This window comes from Bacillus sp. H1a (assembly GCF_000633475.1).
Classification (GTDB): Bacteria; Bacillota; Bacilli; order Bacillales; family Bacillaceae_G; genus Bacillus_A; species Bacillus_A paramycoides.
Genome location: NZ_AYMH01000005.1, coordinates 1 through 20,742 on the forward strand (window position 1 = coordinate 1; position 20,742 = coordinate 20,742).

The 20,742-nt window shown below is 38.0% G+C and carries 17 protein-coding genes and 1 other annotated feature; of the genes, 15 read left to right on the forward strand and 2 right to left on the reverse strand.

Translation table 11 applies throughout. The annotated features are described in order from the left end of the window. The first annotated feature begins 150 nt into the window (after positions 1 to 150). The 10 genes from U860_RS0102940 (at position 151) to U860_RS0102985 (ending at position 12,135) form a co-directional block, all read left to right on the forward strand. The gene (locus U860_RS0102940; RefSeq protein ID WP_025147345.1) at positions 151 to 1,044 is read left to right on the forward strand and encodes a cation diffusion facilitator family transporter; all 894 of its coding nucleotides are present in this window, start codon (positions 151 to 153) and stop codon (positions 1,042 to 1,044) included. Positions 1,045 to 1,145: 101 nt separating this feature from the next. Continuing rightward, positions 1,146 to 3,467: a single-stranded-DNA-specific exonuclease RecJ gene (gene recJ, locus U860_RS0102945; protein WP_025147346.1), complete on the forward strand. Its 2,322-nt coding sequence runs from the start codon at positions 1,146 to 1,148 to the stop codon at positions 3,465 to 3,467. 65 nt (positions 3,468 to 3,532) lie between these two features. Further along, positions 3,533 to 4,045 carry an adenine phosphoribosyltransferase gene (locus U860_RS0102950; protein ID WP_002173582.1) on the forward strand — a complete coding sequence of 171 codons (513 nt, stop codon included), beginning with the start codon at positions 3,533 to 3,535 and terminating at the stop codon, positions 4,043 to 4,045. A 209-nt stretch (positions 4,046 to 4,254) separates the two neighbouring features. After that, positions 4,255 to 6,438: a GTP diphosphokinase gene (gene relA, locus U860_RS0102955; RefSeq protein WP_025147347.1), complete on the forward strand. Its 2,184-nt coding sequence runs from the start codon at positions 4,255 to 4,257 to the stop codon at positions 6,436 to 6,438. Between the two features lie 17 nt (positions 6,439 to 6,455). After that, positions 6,456 to 6,896, forward strand: a complete 441-nt coding sequence (locus U860_RS0102960) for a D-tyrosyl-tRNA(Tyr) deacylase (RefSeq protein ID WP_002173580.1) — start codon at positions 6,456 to 6,458, stop codon at positions 6,894 to 6,896. 115 nt (positions 6,897 to 7,011) lie between these two features. Next, complete coding sequence (locus U860_RS0102965; RefSeq protein ID WP_025147348.1) at positions 7,012 to 7,344, forward strand: YrdB family protein; 333 nt, start codon at positions 7,012 to 7,014, stop codon at positions 7,342 to 7,344. A gap of 82 nt (positions 7,345 to 7,426) precedes the next feature. Then, complete coding sequence (locus U860_RS35735) at positions 7,427 to 7,603, forward strand: hypothetical protein (RefSeq protein ID WP_001242605.1); 177 nt, start codon at positions 7,427 to 7,429, stop codon at positions 7,601 to 7,603. A 54-nt stretch (positions 7,604 to 7,657) separates the two neighbouring features. Continuing rightward, positions 7,658 to 7,888: a binding site (T-box leader), on the forward strand. Between the two features lie 69 nt (positions 7,889 to 7,957). After that, positions 7,958 to 9,229, forward strand: coding sequence for a histidine--tRNA ligase (gene hisS, locus U860_RS0102975; RefSeq protein ID WP_025147349.1), 1,272 nt, complete (start codon positions 7,958 to 7,960; stop codon positions 9,227 to 9,229). 12 nt (positions 9,230 to 9,241) lie between these two features. Continuing rightward, positions 9,242 to 11,017 carry an aspartate--tRNA ligase gene (gene aspS, locus U860_RS0102980; RefSeq protein ID WP_025147350.1) on the forward strand — a complete coding sequence of 592 codons (1,776 nt, stop codon included), beginning with the start codon at positions 9,242 to 9,244 and terminating at the stop codon, positions 11,015 to 11,017. A gap of 350 nt (positions 11,018 to 11,367) precedes the next feature. Then, positions 11,368 to 12,135 (forward strand): tRNA threonylcarbamoyladenosine dehydratase, encoded by a 768-nt coding sequence (locus tag U860_RS0102985; RefSeq protein WP_000903181.1) that lies wholly within the window; start codon positions 11,368 to 11,370, stop codon positions 12,133 to 12,135. A gap of 356 nt (positions 12,136 to 12,491) precedes the next feature. Here the strand turns inward: U860_RS0102985 and U860_RS0102990 are convergent, their stop codons facing one another. After that, on the reverse strand, positions 12,492 to 13,133 hold the full coding sequence (locus tag U860_RS0102990) for an RsfA family transcriptional regulator (RefSeq protein WP_025147351.1): 642 nt from the start codon (positions 13,131 to 13,133) through the stop codon (positions 12,492 to 12,494). 37 nt (positions 13,134 to 13,170) lie between these two features. After that, the gene (locus U860_RS0102995; RefSeq protein ID WP_025147352.1) at positions 13,171 to 14,457 is read right to left on the reverse strand and encodes a replication-associated recombination protein A; all 1,287 of its coding nucleotides are present in this window, start codon (positions 14,455 to 14,457) and stop codon (positions 13,171 to 13,173) included. 293 nt (positions 14,458 to 14,750) lie between these two features. Between U860_RS0102995 and U860_RS0103000 the strand changes: the two genes are divergently transcribed. The 5 genes from U860_RS0103000 (at position 14,751) to U860_RS0103020 (ending at position 20,694) form a co-directional block, all read left to right on the forward strand. After that, on the forward strand, positions 14,751 to 15,167 hold the full coding sequence (locus U860_RS0103000; RefSeq protein ID WP_000704116.1) for an Rrf2 family transcriptional regulator: 417 nt from the start codon (positions 14,751 to 14,753) through the stop codon (positions 15,165 to 15,167). Between the two features lie 35 nt (positions 15,168 to 15,202). Next, positions 15,203 to 16,348 (forward strand): cysteine desulfurase family protein, encoded by a 1,146-nt coding sequence (locus tag U860_RS0103005; protein ID WP_025147353.1) that lies wholly within the window; start codon positions 15,203 to 15,205, stop codon positions 16,346 to 16,348. Positions 16,349 to 16,364: 16 nt separating this feature from the next. Next, a complete protein-coding gene (gene mnmA, locus U860_RS0103010; protein ID WP_002173573.1) occupies positions 16,365 to 17,480 on the forward strand; it encodes a tRNA 2-thiouridine(34) synthase MnmA in 1,116 nt (371 codons plus the stop codon). 110 nt (positions 17,481 to 17,590) lie between these two features. Next, entirely contained in the window at positions 17,591 to 18,250 is a 660-nt protein-coding gene (locus U860_RS0103015) for a tetratricopeptide repeat protein (protein WP_025147354.1), read from the forward strand. Between the two features lie 107 nt (positions 18,251 to 18,357). Continuing rightward, entirely contained in the window at positions 18,358 to 20,694 is a 2,337-nt protein-coding gene (locus U860_RS0103020) for an ATP-dependent RecD-like DNA helicase (RefSeq protein WP_025147355.1), read from the forward strand. Positions 20,695 to 20,742: the final 48 nt, after the last annotated feature.

The window sequence follows — 20,742 nt, forward strand, 5'->3', positions numbered from 1 at the left end:
CCACTGATTATTAACCTTCACCAATCGGGCTTTTACGGGCAGTTGATCTCCCACCTAACTTCCTCGTATTCGCCGAATTTTGAGGTGGGAGTCTTACTGTCCGTTAAAGTGGGATAAAACGATAGGTTAAGAAAAGAAGGGATTTTAATTATGGAAAAAGATGAACGTTTTAAACAGGCCGAGTTTGGTGCTATTGTCGGAATCGTTGGTAATATTATATTAGCGATTGTAAAAGCGGTAATTGGTTACATTGGAAACAGTAAGGCACTTTTAGCGGATGCGGTGCATTCTGGATCAGATGTAATTGGCTCGTTAGCTGTACTTTTTGGATTGCGAGCGGCGAAGCAACCACCTGATGAAGATCATCCGTATGGTCACGGTAAAGCGGAATCGATTTCAGCGATTATTGTTGCGGTATTATTATTTATCGTTGGACTGGAGATAGCGATCTCGTCTATAAAAGCTTTTTCGCAAGAATTAGAACCACCAAAAGGAATTACGATTTTTGCTGTCGTTCTTTCGATTGTAGTCAAAGAAGGAATGTTTCAGTATAAATACCGATTAGGGAAACGTATAAATAGTGATGCAATTATCGCAAATGCATATGAGCATCGCTCTGATGTGTTTTCTTCAATTGCAGCTTTAATCGGTATTTGTGCAGCTATTATCGGCGGTAAGTTAGGTATAGATTGGCTTGTATATGCTGATCCTATTGCGGGATTATTTGTTTCACTTCTCGTTGCGAAGATGGCGTGGGATATTGGAGCGGAAGCTATTCATGCAACGCTCGATCATGTTCTTCATGAAGAAGATGTTGTTCCGCTTAGAGAGGCAGTTCTTCAAGTGGAAGGTGTGAAAAAAATTGGATCTTTATATGCGAGGGAACATGGTCATTATGTAATTGTTGATATTAAAGTATCTGTAGATCCTTATATCACTGTAGAAGAAGGACATCGCATTGGAAAACATGTAAAAGAAGTACTTATGAAACAAGATAACGTACAAAATGTTTTTGTACATATTAATCCGTATTCTCCAAATTGAGTATAGTAGAAATTTGATTATACAGATATCTACTCGTTATTTGCATTATATTGTCACCCCTTAATCTGTCTTGTATAATGGATAGGTTAAGGGGTGATTTCGTGTTACAACCGAAGACGCGTTGGAAAGAAAAAGAATATAATGAGGAACTAGTGAGTGAATTAGCAAGTAAATTACAACTATCACCTTTAGTGACTTCATTATTCCTAGGTAGAGGCTTAAATACAGAAGACAAGATTGTAGACTTTTTAAATACAGCAGATCAAGAATTTCACGATCCATTTTTACTTGAAGGGATGGATCGGACTGTAGAACGTGTGAAAAAAGCTATTGAAAATGGAGAACAAATATTAATATTTGGTGATTATGATGCGGACGGAGTAAGTAGTACGACTGTGTTATATCTTGCTCTTCAAGAATTAGGTGCAGATGTTGAGTTTTATATTCCAAATCGTTTTACTGAAGGTTATGGGCCAAATGAAGAAGCATTTCGTTGGGCGCACAGTGCAGGGTTCTCACTAATTATTACTGTCGATACTGGTATCGCAGCGGTACATGAAGCGAAGGTAGCGAAGGAACTTGGAATAGATCTTATTATTACAGATCACCATGAGCCACCACCAGAATTACCAGAAGCCCTTGCGATTATTCATCCGAAATTAGAGGGCGGTGTTTATCCGTTTCATTATTTAGCGGGTGTTGGTGTTGCATTTAAAGTTGCACATGCACTTTTAGGTCGTGTGCCGGAGCATTTGTTGGAAATTGCAGTAATCGGTACGGTAGCCGATTTAGTATCACTTCACGGTGAAAATAGATTGCTAGTACAGCGTGGACTGAAGCATATGCGAATGACGCGAAATATCGGTTTAAAGGCGTTATTTAAAGTTGCTAACGTTTCGCAAAGTGAAATTACAGAAGAAAGTATTGGCTTCTCGCTCGCGCCACGTATTAATGCCGTTGGACGTTTAGAAGATGCAGCACCTGCTGTTCACCTTTTATTATCGGACGATCCAGAGGAAGCGAAAGAGCTAGCTGAAGAGATTGATGAGCTGAACAAACTTCGAAAAGATATTGTAAAGCAAATTACAGAAGAAGCTATCGCTGAAGTCGAAAATAAATTCCCGCCAGAAGAAAATAAAGTATTAGTTCTTGCGAAAGAAGGTTGGAATCCAGGGGTAATTGGAATAGTCGCTTCTAAGTTAGTTGAACGTTTTTACCGTCCAACGATTGTATTAAGTATTGATCCTCATAAAGAAACAGCAAAGGGATCAGCTCGTAGTATTGCAGGGTTTGATTTGTTTGCAAACCTTTCAGATTGCCGTGAACTGTTACCGCATTTCGGAGGCCATCCGATGGCGGCGGGAATGACGCTTCATATGAATGATGTGGATGAATTAAGAAGGCGATTAAATGAGCAAGCAGATGTAATTTTAACAGAAGAAGATTTTATTCCGATTACAGCAGTGGATGCATTTTGTAAAGTAGAGGATGTAACGCTTGCCGCGATTGAGGATATGCAAAAGTTAGCGCCATTTGGTGTAGGAAATCCGAAACCACGTATTGCGGTGAAAAACGCTGACTTAGAAAGTATTCGTGCAATCGGATCTGATGGATCTCATTTGAAAATGGCTCTTCGTGATGGACAAGCAACACTGGACACAATTGGATTTGGATTCGGTGCTTATGCGAAAGAAATCTCTCCGGTTGCGAAGGTTTCTGTAGTAGGAGAAGCGTCCATTAATGAATGGAATAACTTTAAAAAGCCGCAATTAATGGTGCAAGATATTGCTGTAGAGGCATGGCAACTATTTGACTGGCGTAGTATGCGTAATGTAGAAGCGAATTTAGCAGAACTTCCGAAAGAAAAAATAATAATGGTGTATTTTTCTGAAGAGGTATTGAATAAATTTGCTTTAGAAGACTATAAAGAACAGCTCGTGCATGCATCAGAGGTAAGTCATTTAGATGATCAATACATTGTGTTACTTGATTTACCAAAAGGAACAGATGAATTACGTGATTTATTTAAGACAGGATTCCCTGCCCGGATTTATACACTATTTTATCAAGAGAATAATCATTTATTTAGTACAGTCCCAACGAGGGAACACTTTAAATGGTACTATTCTTTCTTGAACCAAAAAGCTCCATTTTCTTTAAGGCAATATGGGGAACAATTGTGTCGTCATAAAGGTTGGTCAAAAGATACGGTAAATTTCATGACACAGGTGTTTTTTGAGTTAGAATTTGTTACAATAAAAGACGGTGTCATTTTTATGGCAGACAAAAAACAAAAGCGTGATTTAATTGAATCGGACACATATCGTGAGAAAATGAACCACTTACAATTAGAGAAAGAATTGGTTTATAGCACATATCAGCAACTATATACATGGTTTGAAACGATTCGTAATCATAAATAAGTAGAACAGTTATGGTAAAGGATTTGTATTTACAAACCTTTTATATCTGAGGAGGATTCAGAAATATGGATTTCAAGCAACATATCGCAATTGTACCAGATTATCCGAAAGAAGGTATTGTGTTCAAAGACATTACACCTTTAATGAACGACGGAAAAGCATACAAAGCAGCAACAGATGAAATCGTTGCTTATGCAAAAAAAAGAGACATTGATGTTGTAGTAGGACCAGAAGCACGTGGTTTTATTATCGGTTGCCCAGTTTCTTATGCATTAGAAGTAGGTTTCGCACCAGTTCGTAAATTAGGGAAATTACCACGTGAAGTAATTACAGTTGACTACGGTAAAGAATATGGAACAGATGTTTTAACAATCCATAAAGATGCAATTAAGCCAGGTCAACGTGTATTAATTACAGATGACCTATTAGCTACAGGTGGAACGATCGAAGCGACAATTAAACTAGTTGAAGAACTTGGCGGAGTTGTAGCAGGAATTGCATTCTTAGTAGAGCTTACTTACTTAGATGGTCGTAAAATGTTAGATGGTTACGATGTATTAGTATTAGAAAAATACTAATCATTATATAGGTGAAACTACGGTGATAAAAAGTACCCGTGAATCTCTTGGAGAGGAACGGGTACTTTTGTATAATTGCACAAAAAATATGGTGAAATGTCAGTAAAATCTTTTCCTTTTCACAATTCACAATCATTGGGTTATAATGATAGAATATAATTTATTCTATTCAATAAAGATAAAGTCAATTTTCAATAAAAGGTGATTCGATGGCAAATGAGCAAGTACTAACAGCTGAACAGGTACTCGAGAAAGCAAGTCAATATTTAGCGGATGAAGATATTGAGCTAGTGGCACGTGCCTATGAATATGCGCGTGATGCACATAGCGAACAATATAGAAAATCGGGTGAACCATATATTATTCACCCAATTCAAGTTGCAGGTATTTTAGTTGATTTACACATGGATCCATCTACAGTATCGGCAGGTTTCTTGCATGATGTAGTGGAAGATACAGAAATTACATTAGAAGATATTGAACGGGAATTTAATAAAGAAATCGCTATGCTTGTCGATGGTGTTACAAAGCTTGGAAAGATTAAATATAAATCCCATGAACAGCAACAAGCAGAAAACCATCGCAAAATGTTTATTGCAATGGCTCAAGATATTCGAGTTATTTTAATTAAACTAGCTGATCGTCTTCATAACATGCGTACATTGAAACATTTGCCTCAAGAGAAGCAGCGTCGCATTGCAAATGAAACGTTAGAAATCTTTGCACCTTTAGCACATAGACTCGGAATTAGTACTATTAAATGGGAGCTAGAGGATACGTCACTTCGCTATTTAAATCCGCAACAATATTATCGTATTGTAAATTTAATGAAGCGTAAACGTGCAGAGCGTGAAGAATATTTAGATGAAGTAATGACTGGTATTCGTGAGAAATTAAAAGAAGTTGCAATTCAACCTGAGATTTCTGGAAGACCAAAGCATATTTACAGTATTTATCGTAAAATGGCACTGCAAAACAAACAGTTCAATGAAATTTATGATTTACTAGCTGTACGCGTCGTTGTAAACAGTATTAAAGATTGTTATGCGGTGCTTGGAATTATTCATACGTGCTGGAAGCCGATGCCAGGTCGTTTCAAAGATTATATTGCAATGCCGAAAGCAAATCTATATCAATCTCTTCATACGACTGTAATTGGGCCGAAAGGTGATCCACTTGAAGTGCAAATTCGTACGAAAGAAATGCACGAAATTGCAGAATTCGGGATTGCGGCACATTGGGCGTATAAAGAAGGAAAAACAGCAGAAACAACGGGTACACTAGAGAAGAAACTAACATGGTTCCGTCAAATATTAGAATGGCAAAATGAAGCTTCTAATGCTGAAGAATTTATGGAGTCATTAAAAATTGATTTATTCTCTGACATGGTATTCGTCTTTACACCGAAAGGCGATGTAATGGAATTACCTCTTGGATCTGTTCCGATTGATTTTGCATATCGTGTCCATTCGGAAATTGGAAACAAAACAATTGGTGCAAAAGTAAATGGGAAAATGGTGACACTTGATTATAAATTAAAAACGGGTGACATCATTGAAATTTTAACATCGAAACATTCGTATGGCCCAAGTCAAGATTGGGTGAAACTTGCTCAAACATCTCATGCAAAAAATAAAATACGTCAATTCTTTAAGAAACAACGTAGAGACGAAAATATTGAAAAAGGCCGTGAACTTGTTGAAAAAGAAGTGCGTGGCTTAGAGTATGAGATGAAAGAAGTATTAGCTCCTGAGAATTTAAAACGTGTTGCTGAGAAATTCAACTTTGCAAATGAAGAGGATATGTTTGCGGCAGTTGGATATAATGGCATCACTGCATCACAAATTGTTACGCGACTAACGGACAAGTTCCGCAAACAACGTGAAGAAGAAGAAATCGTCGAAGTTAAAGAAGTTCGTAAACCGATGAAAATTCGAAAATGGGATTCTGGCGTTAAAGTAAGTGGTGCGGATAATTTATTAATTCGTTTATCAAAATGCTGTAACCCAGTTCCGGGCGATGATATCGTTGGGTATATTACGAAAGGTCGAGGCGTATCAATTCATCGTCGTGATTGCGTCAATGTGCATACAGAAGAAGCGGTAGAGCGTTTATTAGAAGTAGAGTGGGAAGGTAGCCCTGAAAAAGAGATTGAATACAATGTTGATATTGAAATTTCAGGCTATGATCGTCGTGGTTTATTAAATGAAGTATTACAAGCTGTTACAGAAACGAAAACGTATATTTCAGCCGTTTCCGGTAGAAGTGACCGTAATAAGATGGCGACGATTAACATGTCGATTTCTATTCGAAACTTACAACACTTGAAAAAAGTAGTAGAGCGCATTAAACGTGTACCAGAAATTTATGCCGTACGACGCATGATGCATTAATAGGGAGTGTAGAAAAGATGAGAGTTGTTTTACAACGATCAAAGGAAGCGTCTGTCACAGTAGATGGTGAGATTGTAGGACAAATTCCATTCGGTTTAACATTACTAGTTGGCATTACGCATGAAGATACAGAAAAAGATGCAACTTATATTGCAGAAAAAATTGCAAACCTACGCATTTTTGAAGATGAGAGCGGAAAGATGAACCACTCTGTACTTGATGTGAAGGGACAAGTTCTATCTATTTCGCAATTTACATTATACGGAGATTGCCGTAAAGGAAGACGTCCAAACTTTATGGATGCTGCGAAACCTGACTATGCAGAGCGTTTATATGATTTCTTTAATGAAGAAGTTCGTAAACAAGGGCTACATGTCGAAACAGGGAAGTTCGGAGCGATGATGGACGTTTCTTTAATCAATGATGGTCCGGTGACCTTAATTGTGGAAAGTAAATAGTGTTGCCCGAGAAGAGAGGATTATATAATCCTCTCTTTTTCATACATTGTTGTATGTTTTGTTGATTTATCATAGGATGGTTGTGAAGGGGAATAAAGGTAGAAGAAGGTGTATCATGATTCAAGAATTCAATATAGCTTTGCGCTTTATGTTAGAGTTATGCATTCTTGGGAGTATTGGGTACTGGGGATTTCGTAAAGGAGAAATACCGGCTGTAAAACTTATGCTTTCTGTAATTCTTCCGGTTGTTGTGGCTGTTATATGGGGGCTATTTGGGGCGCCCAATGCAGAGTGGGAACTTCATGGCACTCTACACGTTCTATTAGAGATTACCGTTTTTGGATTAGGCGTTGCAGCATTGTATCATTTGAAGCATCCTATGCTGGCGAGTGGATTAGCTATTGTTATTATTGTTAATCGAAGTCTAATGTTTGTTTGGAATCAATAGCTGTTTCAGTTATGTATAACTATCTCATCAATATGGAACAATAAAAAGTAAAACATCCATATTGAATGTGAGGGATATACGTATGCGTATGAATGAAAAAGGACATTCTGTTACAAATGGTGCAAATCAACTGTTTAACGTGAATTTTCATGATTTTATTTCAAAAGAGCAAAACAATACTTCAATGGAACTTGCTTCTGAGTTCGGAATTTCACTACAAGATGTAAAGCGTCTAAAGAAGCAAATTGAACGCTCTTAGAGCACTTGACAATCCTACTCAACAAACGTATAGTAATTTTATATTTACATATGAATATAGCCGTTGATAGAGAAGAGTAAATGAGACACACATGGAAAGAGAAGAAATGTCCTAGGCTGAAAACATTTCTACATGATGACTGATTGAATGACACTCTGTAGGTTTCAACTTGAAAGGTGTATATGCTTAGTAGAGATGAACGCAAATTTAAGCGTTATTAAAAAAGTGGAAGCATACGTGCTTCAATTAGGGTGGCACCACGGGTATAATACTCTCGTCCCTACTGTTCAAACAGTAGAGGCGGGAGTTTTTTTATTTTTATTAAGATTAAAACAATTAGAGGAGGAACTGAATATGTCTATTCAAATCCCACGCGGAACGCAAGATATTCTTCCAGGTAGTGTAGAGTTATGGCAGTATATCGAAGGGCAAGCACGCGAAATTTGCCGTCGTTACAATTATAAAGAAATTCGTACACCAATTTTTGAACACACAGAGCTATTTTTACGCGGTGTAGGTGATACGACAGATATCGTACAAAAAGAAATGTATTCATTCCAAGACCGTGGAGAGCGTAGTTTAACATTACGTCCAGAAGGTACTGCACCTGTTGTACGTTCTTACGTTGAAAACAAAATGTTCGGTGATGCAACACAACCAACGAAATTATACTATATCGGTCAAATGTTCCGTTATGAAAGACCACAAGCAGGTCGCTATCGTCAATTCGTACAATTCGGTATTGAAGCAATCGGTAGTAACGATCCTGCAATTGATGCAGAAGTAATTGCACTTGCTGTAGAGTTTTACCGCGGCATGGGCTTAAAAAATATTAAAGTTGTATTAAACAGCTTAGGTGATGCAGCGAGCCGTCAAGCGCACCGCGATGCGTTAATTGCTCACTTTGAGCCACGTATCGGTGAGTTCTGCTCTGACTGTCAGTCTCGTTTAGAAAAGAATCCACTTCGTATTTTAGACTGTAAGAAGGACCGTAATCATGAATTAATGGCTACAGCACCATCTATTACAGAATACTTAAACGAAGATTCAGCAGTATACTACGACAAAGTTCAAGAACTATTAGCGATGATGGATGTTCCATTTGAAAAAGATCCGAACTTAGTACGCGGTTTAGACTACTATCAACATACTGTTTTTGAAATTATGAGTGAGGCAGAAGGTTTCGGTGCTATCACGACATTAAGTGGTGGTGGTCGTTATAACGGACTTGTACAAGAAATCGGTGGGCCAGAAATGCCAGGTATCGGTTTTGCGATGAGTATTGAGCGTTTAATTATGGCGCTGAAAGCTGAAAACATTGAGTTGCCAATTGAACATAGTATTGATTGTTACGTTGTAGCGCTTGGTGAAAAGGCGAAAGACCATGCTGCAAAAGTAGCATTTGATCTTCGTAAAGCTGGATTGTCAGTTGAAAAAGATTATTTAGATCGCAAAATGAAAGCGCAATTTAAATCAGCAGATCGTTTAAATGCGAAATATGTAGCTGTATTAGGAGAAGATGAGCTAGATAAAGGCATCATTAACTTGAAAGATATGGCAACTGGCGGACAAGAAGAAGTAGCATTAGATGTATTTGCTTCATATGTAGCAGAGAAATTAATATAGGGGGAACTTACAGTGGCTGAAAGAACACATGCATGTGGAAAAGTAACAGTAGAAGCGGTTGGACAAACAGTTCAATTAAAAGGTTGGGTACAAAAACGCCGTGACTTAGGTGGATTAATCTTTATCGACTTACGTGACCGTACAGGTATCGTACAAGTTGTATTTAATCCAGAAACATCAAAAGAAGCGCTAGAAGTAGCAGAAACGATTCGTAGCGAATACGTATTACACGTAGAAGGTACAGTTGTTGAGCGTGGTGAAGGCGCGATTAATGACAATATGGCAACTGGTCGTATTGAAGTACAAGCAACGAAAGTAAACGTATTAAACGCAGCGAAAACAACGCCAATCATTATTGCTGATGATACGGATGCATCAGAAGATGTGCGTTTAAAATATCGTTACTTAGACTTACGTCGTCCTGTAATGTTCAACACATTCAAAATGCGTCATGACGTAACAAAAACAATTCGTAACTTCTTAGATACAGAAGAGTTCTTAGAAGTTGAAACACCAATTTTAACGAAGAGCACACCAGAAGGAGCTCGTGACTATTTAGTACCAAGCCGTGTTCATGATGGTGAATTTTACGCATTACCTCAATCACCACAGCTATTTAAACAGCTTCTTATGGTCGGTGGATTTGAGCGTTACTATCAAGTAGCACGTTGTTTCCGTGATGAAGATTTACGTGCGGATCGTCAACCGGAATTCACACAAATCGATATCGAAGCTTCATTCTTAACACAAGAGGAAATTTTAGATATGATGGAGCGCATGATGACGAAAGTTATGAAGGATGCGAAAGGTGTAGAAATTAACGCGCCGTTCCCTCGTATGACTTATGCTGATGCAATGGCTCGCTACGGTTCTGATAAGCCAGATACACGCTTTGAAATGGAATTAACAGACCTATCTGAATTTGCAGCAGGTTGTGGATTTAAAGTATTTACAAGTGCTGTAGAAAGCGGCGGACAAGTAAAAGCAATTAACGCAAAAGGTGCAGCGAGCAAATACTCTCGTAAAGACATCGATGCATTAACTGAATTCGCAAAAGTATACGGTGCAAAAGGTCTAGCTTGGCTTAAAGTTGAAGAAGACGGCTTAAAAGGACCGATTGCGAAATTCTTCGGTGAAGAAGATGCAAATGCGTTAATGAGTACATTAGAAGCTAATGCTGGCGACTTATTACTATTCGTAGCAGATAAGAAGAGCGTAGTTGCAGATAGCTTAGGGGCACTTCGTTTACGTCTAGGTAAAGAACTTGAGTTAATTGACGAAAGTAAATTTAACTTCCTATGGGTAACTGATTGGCCACTTCTTGAGTACGATGAAGATGCAGATCGTTACTTCGCAGCTCACCATCCATTCACAATGCCATTCCGTGAAGATGTTGAACTACTAGAAACAGCACCAGAAAAAGCGCGTGCACAAGCATATGACCTTGTATTAAACGGTTATGAGCTTGGTGGTGGATCACTTCGTATTTACGAGCGTGACGTACAAGAGAAAATGTTCAAAGCGCTTGGATTCTCACAAGAAGAAGCGCAAGAGCAATTCGGATTCTTATTAGAAGCATTCGAATACGGTACACCACCACACGGCGGAATCGCATTAGGTTTAGACCGTCTTGTTATGTTACTTGCAGGTCGTACAAACCTTCGTGATACAATTGCATTCCCGAAAACAGCAAGTGCAAGCTGTCTATTAACAGAAGCTCCAAGCCCAGTTGCAGAAGCTCAGCTTGAAGAGTTAAACTTAAAATTGAGCTTGAAAGAAGAGAAGTAAGAATGAAGTCTAGATGGTTATACTATAGCCGTCTAGACTTTTTTTGAGAGGTTGTTTAAAAAGTCCGGTTTAGATAACGGTCGCATCTCATCGTTGCTTCGCCAGTCCGGTGCTCGAGTAGTAGAAGCTACACTGCGCTCCTCCTGGCTTCAGCGCCTCGATCTGCTCGGTTCTCTAAATCCTCCTTTTTAAACGTATATTGAAGAGGTTGTTAAAAAAGTCCGGTTTACAAGGTGCTTTCATTTTTGAAATATGTATTTTTAGGAATTCTATAACTTTTTCTATACAAATAGTCGGAAAAACGCTAGAATACATGGTAGACCATTTTTGTAATAGGAGTGTAGAGCTGAATGTTACATCAATTTTCACGTAATGAATTAGCCTTCGGAAAAGAGGGCCTTGAAATATTAAAAAATAGTACAGTCGGTATTTTAGGAATTGGCGGAGTAGGGTCATTTTCGGCAGAAGCGTTAGCACGTTCTGGCGTAGGACGTCTTGTATTGGTTGATAAAGACGTTGTAGATATTACAAACGTAAACCGTCAAATTCACGCTTTAGTATCTACTGTAGGACGTTCAAAAGTAGAATTAATGAAAGAGCGTATTGCAGACATTAATCCGGAATGTGAAGTAATTGGACTAGAAATGTTTTATACAGATGAAACATATGAAGAGTTCTTTAAACACGGTTTAGATTTCGTAGTAGATGCATCTGATACGATTACGTTCAAAATTCATTTAATTAAACAATGTTTACGTCGTAAAATTAAAATTATCTCATGTATGGGTGCGGCAAATAAAATGGACCCAACTCGTTTCCGTATTGCGGACATTTCTAAAACACACACAGATCCAATTGCGAAAGTAATTCGTACGAAGCTTCGTAAAGACGGTATTAAAAAAGGTGTAAAAGTTGTCTTCTCTGACGAAAACCCAATCGTAATTCGTGAAGAGGTACGTAAAGAAATCGTACCAGACGAAAATGCAAAAATTCGTAAAGCGAAATTACCACCTTCTTCAAATGCGTTCGTACCATCTGTGGCTGGTTTAATTATGGCGAGTCATGTTGTACGTGAACGTATTAAAAACGTAGAAGTGAAGCGTGTAGGGCAAGAATAAAAAACAAAAGCGCATATTCCATGAGGAGTATGCGCTTTTTAATTTGTATGAAAAATTTAAAAAATATCCATATTGGTAATGCGATAGCTTCAAAAGCAGTTAAAAATAATAGATAATTATCGCATTTGTCTGACTTGTATGAGGGAGTCTTTTTTAAGCTTCTAATAGTGAAAAATCTTAAAAGTAAGACAAGAATCCCAAGTGTTATTTTGAAAATTGGTAATGAAATAGCTCATCTTTCCTTTCGATAATACACACCATTAGGGTTATAACAACATAAAAGTTATATTTCACCTTATTGTAGTTTAAGTGCACAAAAAATAATCCCCACCATGTAATATTAGGTGGGGGTTATTTCAATTTTCTGCTGAATATATAATATCTAAATTTCCATTTTGATCAGTCTTGAAAATCGGAGCAATCTGCTCCTCTTGTTCTTCGACTGAAACAAGTTTTCGAGCACGATCCATGATTCTAACAAGCATTGCATAATCTTCTTCGATTGCTTGTTGTTTTTTTGTGAGAACAGCTAATCTTGCTTCAAGTTCATTATTCGTGTTTTGCAGGGAAGTGAGCTGATCTTGTAATACGTCATTTTCAGTTTGTAACTTTGTGAGTGAAGGATTATTGTACTCCAAGTTTTGCAAAAATGAGATGACATTTTGCATTGTAAGATCTTGTTTATTTGGCGTAATATCTTCTGAAAACTCGGCATCGATTACGAGTTGTTTCGTATGTGAGAACAGCTCTTTTTCTATTTTAGCTTCCGAACGCTTTAATTCTTTACGTTGTTTTTTTGCAAGTTGCACCGCATCTTCATAATTTGGTCTTACTTCAGCATTCCATCTAAATCCACAAGCTGCTGAAGTTCGGTTTAATGTATCGCCAACTTCATCGAATGCTTTTATTTGTGTACTTCCGCTGCGAATATGTCGTAAAACAGTTTCTGCTAACAGGAGATCGTCTTCTTTTGTCCATGCATCTTGACGTGTTTTCATAAGCGAAGCCTCCGTAATGGTGACGTTTTCGCTTATATTACCCTTTATTCTTCGTTTTATGCGAACTTTGTAATCTTTCATAAACGGTAGACAGCGCTTGTTCAAATTTCCCTGTCGTTTTCGGTTTATAATATTGCTTATTTTTTATTTTATCAGGTAAGTATTGTTGTTGTACCCAGCCGTTTGGATGATCGTGTGGATATAAGTATCCGATGCCTCTACCTAGCGATTCGGCTCCTTTATAGTGACTATCTTTTAAATGACTTGGAATATCGCCAGTTTGACCATTACGTAGATCGTGTAGTGCGGCATCGAGTGCTTTATAGGCCGAATTTGATTTCGGTGATAAGCAAAGTTCGATAACGGCATTTGCAAGTGGTATGCGTGCCTCTGGGAAGCCGACCCGTTCAGCTGATTCAATCGCTGCAAGTGTACGTGGGCCGGCTTGTGGACTTGCAAGTCCGATATCTTCATATGCCATAATAAGAAGACGTCTACCAATGCTTTGTAAGTCACCTGCTTCAATAAGACGTGCTAAATAATGAAGTGCGGCGTTCACATCACTTCCGCGTACTGATTTTTGAAAAGCAGATAAAACGTCATAGTGAGCATCGCCACCTTTGTCGTGAACAAAACTCTTTTTCTGTAAACATTCTTCAGCGATTTCGAGTGTGATTTCAGCCGCTTGGTCGTCTGTAGTAAAGCTAGATAAAACAGCAAGTTCAAGTGCATTGTAAGCTGAGCGCATATCACCGCCCGAGGCATTTGCGAAATGAAGGAGAGCTTCCTCTGTGACAATGACATCATATTCTCCAAGCCCTTTTTCTTTATCTTCAAGCGCTCGTTTTAAACCAATTAAAATATCATCTTCTGTTAATGCGTGTAATTCGAAAATTTGACAACGGCTTCGTATAGCAGAATTGATAGCATGGAACGGATTGCTTGTCGTCGCACCGATTAAAGTAAGGAGTCCGCTTTCTAAATGAGGTAATAGAAAGTCTTGCTTCGCTTTATCTAACCTGTGAACTTCGTCCAAAATTAAAACGAGATGGCGATGCATTTTTGCTTCTTGTACGACAACTTCCATATCTTTTTTATTATGAGTAACAGCGTTTAAGAGGCGAAACGGCGTTCCGGTACTTCCTGCAATTGCGCTTGCAATCGATGTTTTTCCTGTGCCTGGAGGACCGTATAAAATCATTGATTGAAAATGGTTTGCTTGGACCATCCGCCATAAAATCTTTCCTTCACCAACTAAATGCTGTTGTCCAATAATGTCTTGAATCGTTGTTGGACGCATTCGATGTGCGAGTGGTTGTTTCATTTTGACCGTCTCCCTTAATATGTAATCTCATTGTATCGTATCATTTTTTATGTGAAAAATTGAAATATATTGCGGTGTTATTTGTATATTAATATCAAATATTCTTATTTTTCTTTTAATTGTAATAATTCCCGAGTTTTTCAATGTGATTTTATGTTATCATTTTGTTACATAAGTTGAAATTTCTTATAATACTATATTATGCTATAATTTCATAGGATTTTAAATTGTGTTCTTTTACGAATAAAGATATAACCAATAGAAGTGAAAATTTGAAAAGAGGTGCAAAATAGATGAAGATTTCAACAAAAGGCCGTTACGGCTTAACAATTATGATCGACCTTGCAAAAAAGTTTGGTGAAGGTCCAATTTCATTAAAATCAATTGCGCAGGCACATGACTTATCTGAGCATTATTTAGAGCAATTAATTTCGCCGCTTCGTAACGCTCGACTTGTAAAGAGTACGCGTGGTGCATACGGTGGATATGTATTATCTGATCAACCGGCTAACATTACAGCTGGGGATGTAATCCGTGTACTAGAGGGGCCAATTAGCGTTGTAGAAATGATAGAGGAAGAAGAACCTGCACAACGTCAATTATGGATGCGTGTTCGTGATGCGGTGCAAGAAGTATTAGATAGTACAACTTTAGAAGATTTAGTACGTTATGAGGAAGAAAATCATGGGGGCTATATGTTTTACATTTAATTCCTTGTGAAACGATTTGGAAAGAAGGAGATTTAATGGAACGCATTTACTTAGATCATGCTGCGACATCTCCGACTCACCCAGAAGTGGTCGAAAAGATGATTCCATATATGACAGAAATATTTGGAAATCCGTCTAGTATTCATTTTTATGGGCGTCAAACGCGCCATGCGGTAGATGAGGCGAGACGTGTGTGTGCACGTAGCATTCATGCAAACCCAAATGAAATTATATTTACGAGCGGTGGTACAGAAGCTGATAATTTAGCACTTATAGGTGTAGCACGCGCGAATCGTCATAAAGGTAACCACATTATTACAACGCAAATTGAACATCATGCGATTTTGCATACATGTGAAGTGCTAGAGCGTGAAGGGTTTGAAGTGACGTATTTACCTGTTGATGAAACAGGGCGTGTTCAAGTTTCTGATATAGAAGAAGCGTTAACAAGTGAGACAATTCTTGTATCTATTATGTTCGGGAATAATGAGGTTGGGACAATACAACCAATTGCGGAAATAGGAAAGCTGTTAAAAGAACATCAAGCTTATTTCCATACAGATGCTGTACAAGCTTACGGTTTAGTAGCGATTGATGTGAAAGAACTTGGAATTGACCTATTATCAATTTCAGCTCATAAAATTAACGGTCCAAAAGGTGTAGGATTTTTGTATGCTAGTACAGATGTGAAATTTGAACCGTTATTAACAGGTGGGGAGCAAGAAAGAAAACGTCGTGCTGGTACTGAAAATGTACCTAGTATTGCCGGGCTTCAACATGCAGTTTTGCTAGCTGAAAAAACTCGTGAGCAAAAAAATGCCCAATATGAAGAGTTTAAAGATATAATGGTATCTGTCTTCAAAAATGAAGACATTCATTTCGAGGTAAACGGAAACTTGGAATATCGCTTACCGCATGTGTTTAATATAAACTTTACAGGAATGAACATTGAACCATTTCTTGTAAACTTAGACTTAGCTGGCATTGCAGTATCAAGTGGTTCTGCTTGTACAGCTGGTTCGATTGATCCATCACATGTATTAGTGGCGATGTTCGGAAAAGACTCCGATCAAATACGTTCATCCGTACGCTTTAGTTTCGGACTTGGAAATACGAAAGAGCAAATTGAAAAAGCGGCGTACGAAACAGTGAAAATCGTGAAGCGATTAACACAAAATTAGCATGGGAGGTGACATGATGAACAAACTACCTCAAGAAACACGCGTTGTCATCGGGATGTCCGGTGGCGTCGATTCATCTGTAGCAGCTCTTTTATTAAAAGAGCAAGGTTATGATGTAATCGGAATTTTTATGAAAAACTGGGATGATACAGATGAGAATGGTGTCTGTACAGCAACAGAAGATTACAATGATGTAATTGAAGTGTGTAACCAAATCGGTATTCCGTATTATGCAGTAAACTTTGAAAAACAATACTGGGATAAAGTATTTACGTACTTTTTAGATGAGTACCGAGCTGGGCGTACACCAAATCCAGATGTAATGTGTAATAAAGAAATTAAATTTAAAGCATTTTTAGAGCATGCAATTGCACTTGGTGCTGATTATGTAGCAACAGGTCATTACGCACGCGTTGCTTATATGGACGGCGAATATAAAATGCTTCGCGGCGTTGATGATAATAAAGACCAAACATATTTCCTGAATCAATTAAGCCAAGAGCAATTATCAAAAACAATGTTCCCATTAGGTGAATTAAAGAAACCGCAAATTCGCGAAATGGCGAAAGAAGCTGGTTTAGCGACAGCGGCGAAGAAGGATAGTACTGGTATTTGCTTCATCGGTGAGCGTAACTTTAAAGATTTCTTAAGCAACTATTTGCCAGCACAACCAGGTGTGATGCAAACATTATCTGGTGAAGTGAAAGGGAAACATGATGGTTTAATGTACTATACAATTGGACAACGTCATGGTCTTGGTATTGGTGGTAACGGTGATCCGTGGTTTGCTGTTGGGAAAAACTTGAAAGAAAACATTTTATATGTTGACCAAGGATTCCATAACGAACTTCTATATGGTGATGAAGTTATTGCTACGAATGTAGGCTGGGTAAGTAATAAAGCGAAGGAAAAAGAATTTACATGTACAGCGAAATTCCGTTACCGTCAAGCAGACAATAAAGTAACGGTTCAAATCGTTGATGAAAATACAGTTCGTATTCTTTGTGATGAGCCAATTCGTGCGATTACGCCAGGCCAAGCAGTTGTTTTCTATGATGGAGATGAGTGCTTAGGCGGTGCTACAATTGATGAAGTATATCGTAGTGGTAAGAAATTAGATTATTTAGGATAGAACAAGGAGCCTCTGCCGATTAGCGGTTAGGGGTTTCTTTTACATAAAGCGAATTTTCGTTCGCTTGAAAAATACATTCTTTGTTATAATTTGTTGTAGAGGTGAAGGACATGTCAAACAAACTTGAAACAGGTATTCAATATATGCAAGAAGGAAACTGGGAAGAAGCAGCTAAAAACTTTACGGAAGCAATTGAAGAAAATCCGAAAGATGCGCTTGGATACATTAACTTTGCGAATTTATTAGATGTATTAGGTGATAGTGAGCGAGCAATTTTATTTTATAAACGTGCATTAGAATTAGATGATAAATCTGCGGCTGCTTATTATGGTTTAGGAAATGTATATTACGGTCAAGAGCAATTTACAGAAGCAAAGGCTGTATTTGAACAAGCGATGCAAGCGGGATTACAATCAGCTGATGTAACATTTATGTTAGGTATCACACATGTGCAACTTGGGAATGATCGTCTTGCACTGCCATTTTTACAAAGAGCGACGGAATTAGATGAAGACGATGTAGAAGCTGTATTCCAATGTGGACTTTGCTTCGCGCGACTAGAACATATTCAAGAGGCAAAACCTTATTTTGAAAAGGTATTAGAAATGGATGAAGAGCATGCAGATGCGTATTATAATTTAGGTGTTGCGTACGTATTCGAAGAAAATAACGAGAAAGCCCTTACTTTATTTAAGAAAGCAACTGAAATTCAGCCAGATCACTTTTTAGCTGGTAATGGTATTCGTTTATTAGAGCAAGAAGCTGAATAAAGTTAAATTATAGTTTAATGCGCAGTTACCCCTCATCTAAAGAGTGTGAAAGAGGTGGGGGATGTACTGCTCATTAAAATGAAAAGAACTCGGAAAGGAGAGGAAAGATGGGAAATCAACATGCAATGGATTTGTTTGAGGAAGAGAAAAAATTTATAAAAGCGCAAGTTCTTCATACCATTTTCCACAACGAAGAAAACCTCTATTCCGTTGTCAGTATGAAAGTCATTGAAACGAATGAAACATACGACGAAAAAAAAGTAATGATAAACGGTCATTTTCCCCGCATGCATGAAGATGAAATGTTTACATTAACAGGTCATTTTAAAGACCACCCGAAGTATGGAAAACAATATTTAGTTGAAACATTTAAGAAAGAATTGCCACAAACAAAAGCAGGTATGGTGCAGTATTTAGCGAGCGATTTATTTAAAGGGATTGGAAAGCGTACGGCCGAAAAAATCGTGGACCATCTTGGTGAGCATGCCATTTCTAAAATTATGGATGATCCTGATGCGTTAAATGGTGTTGTAAACAAGCAAAAAGCGCAGGAAATATATGAGACGATTATTGAGCATCAAGGGTTAGAAAAAGTGATGAGTTTTTTAAATGGTTACGGTTTTGGGACGAAGCTTTCAATTAAAATTTATCAGCAATATAAAGAGATGACATTAGAAGTGATTCGTAATAATCCATATAAGCTTATTGAAGAAGTGGATGGAATTGGTTTTGGGAGAGCAGATGATATAGGGCGTGCATTAGGGATATCTGGTAATCACGACGACCGTGTACGTGCGGGATGTTTTTATACATTAGAGAATGTGTCATTACAATTTGGTCACGTTTATATGGAAAAAGGTCAGCTTGTAAGAGAAACGATGTCACTTTTAAATAACCAAGAAGGCAGAGTGACTGAGGAAGACATTGTAGGCTGCGTTGAAATGATGCAAAGTGAAGGGAAAGTCATTATAGAAGAAGAGCGAGTGTATTTAGCTTCTTTATTCTATTCTGAGAAAGGCGTTGTAAAGTCAATTCGTCGTCTTATGAATCAAGAAGAAACTCCTTCATTCCCCGAAGCAGAAGTGTTAAAAACATTAGGGGAAATTGAAGAACAGTTGAAGGTGCAGTATGCACCGCTTCAGCAAGAAGCAGTTCAAACTGCACTTCATAAACCGATGATGTTATTAACAGGTGGACCAGGAACGGGGAAAACAACAGTTATTAAAGGAATTGTTGAAATGTATGCGTCATTGCACGGATTATCACTAAATCCAAATGAATATAGTGATGATAATCCATTTCCAATACTATTAACGGCTCCGACAGGAAGAGCGGCGAAGCGAATGAGTGAATCAACAGGACTTCCAGCTTGCACAATTCATCGTTTGCTTGGCTGGACGCCAGAAGGTTCTTTCCAGCGTAATGAAACTGACCCGGTTCAAGGGAAGTTACTCATTATTGATGAGTTTTCAATGGTTGACATTTGGCTTGCAAATCAGCTATTCAAGTCGCTTCCGACAAATATTCAAGTTATCGTTGTAGGCGATGAAGATCAGTTGCCATCTGTAGGCCCTGGACAAGTGTTAAAAGACTTATTGAATGCAGGTGCAGTTCCGACAGTCAAACTTACAGAAATTTATCGTCAAGCAGAAGGATCATCTGTTATTCAGCTTGCCCATGCGATAAAAGATGGAATGCTACCACCAGATTTAGCGGAAAACAAAAAAGACCGTTCGTTTATTGCTTGTACAGGAAATCAAATTGTTGAGGTTGTCAAAAAGGTTTGTGAAAACGCAAAGACAAAAGGATTTAGTGCAAGAGATGTACAAGTATTAGCGCCGATGTACCGGGGACCTGCTGGTATTAATGTGCTGAATGAAGCGTTGCAAGAAGTGTTTAATCCGAAAAAAGAAAAGAGTAAAGAAATTGCTTACGGTGATGTTGTATACCGAAGAGGTGATAAAGTACTACAATTGGTGAATCAGCCAGAGAGCCAAGTGTTTAATGGTGATATCGGAGAAATCGTTTCGGTGTTTTATGCGAAAGAAAACGTTGAGCAACAAGATATGATTATCGTTTCATTTGATGGGATTGAAGTAACGTACACAAAGCCAGATTTAAATCAAATTACACATGCATATTGTTGTTCGATTCATAAATCACAAGGTAGTGAATTCCCGATTGTTATTATGCCGATCGTAAAAAGTTACAATCGTATGTTACGTCGTAATTTAATTTACACGGGCATTACGAGAAGTAAAAAATTCCTTATTATTTGCGGAGAGGAAACAGCTTTTCAATCCGGTGTAAATCGCCTTGATGATGCAATGCGTCAAACGACTTTAGCTGGTCGATTGCAAGAATCACAAGGAGAGGTACAGATGGTAACGGTTAATGGTGAAGAAATGGACGTGGAAAACATTTCACCGTATGATTTCATGTAACAAGGTGAGATTATATAGTGAAACTTTCAAACGTACAACGTTGAAAGG